At 36.5% G+C, this 715-nt stretch carries 1 protein-coding gene; it reads right to left on the minus strand.

What is annotated here, in order from left to right:
• Window positions 1-715, minus strand: a 715-nt coding sequence (locus J5V48_RS09795) for an IS110 family transposase (protein ID WP_219938473.1), incomplete at both ends; no start/stop codon positions are given.

The following is a 715-nucleotide window of genomic DNA, read 5'->3' on the forward strand; positions in this document are numbered from 1 at the left end:
AATCTGCTGATATCAGATATGTCTAATGACAGTAGAAGTGCTAACTGAGGTCCAATACCTGGTATGGTCATTAACTGATTTGCAACTTGTGACTCTCTTGCTTTAGCATCAATAATGTCCTGATTGATACGGTCAATCTTTTGAGTTAGGTAGTTTATGTCCTCAACAAAACTATCGAGAGTTTTTAAAGTTAATGAACTGCTACCAACATCTGCTTTGTTATTGATTTGTTTCTTATAATACTTGATAGCTAAAAGTGCAGAGTCAGCCCCAGTTACAACATGCTCATATGCTCCAGCAGCAATCAGTCTCTGTCTTACATTAGAGCAGACTGCATTTAAGCTTTTTATGTATTGTTCCCTTTGAACATAAAATGTCTTTAAATCGATTTCTTCCTGAGTCCTGATACGACAGGTCTGATGATGGGTAAATAAAGCTTCTCGAATAAAGAAGGCATCATTAAAATCATCTTTCTGAGCTTTTCTGTTCTTGATTGCTCTAGCATCTAGAACTACTGCCTTATGTCCGTGAGCAATAGCATATTTAGCCCAATAGGATGAACCTGTACATCCTTCCATAGAAATCAGCAGTTTTTGATGAGTGGATGCAATAAATCGTCTTAACGCATATATATCAAAGGTTGTGTTAACAAGCTCGTTATCTTCATTATAAAAACATACCTGAAACTTTCTACCGGCTAAATCAATACCCACAG

The sequence above is a fragment of the Succinivibrio faecicola genome (genome assembly GCF_019448115.1).
GTDB classification, from domain to species: domain Bacteria; phylum Pseudomonadota; class Gammaproteobacteria; order Enterobacterales; family Succinivibrionaceae; genus Succinivibrio; species Succinivibrio faecicola.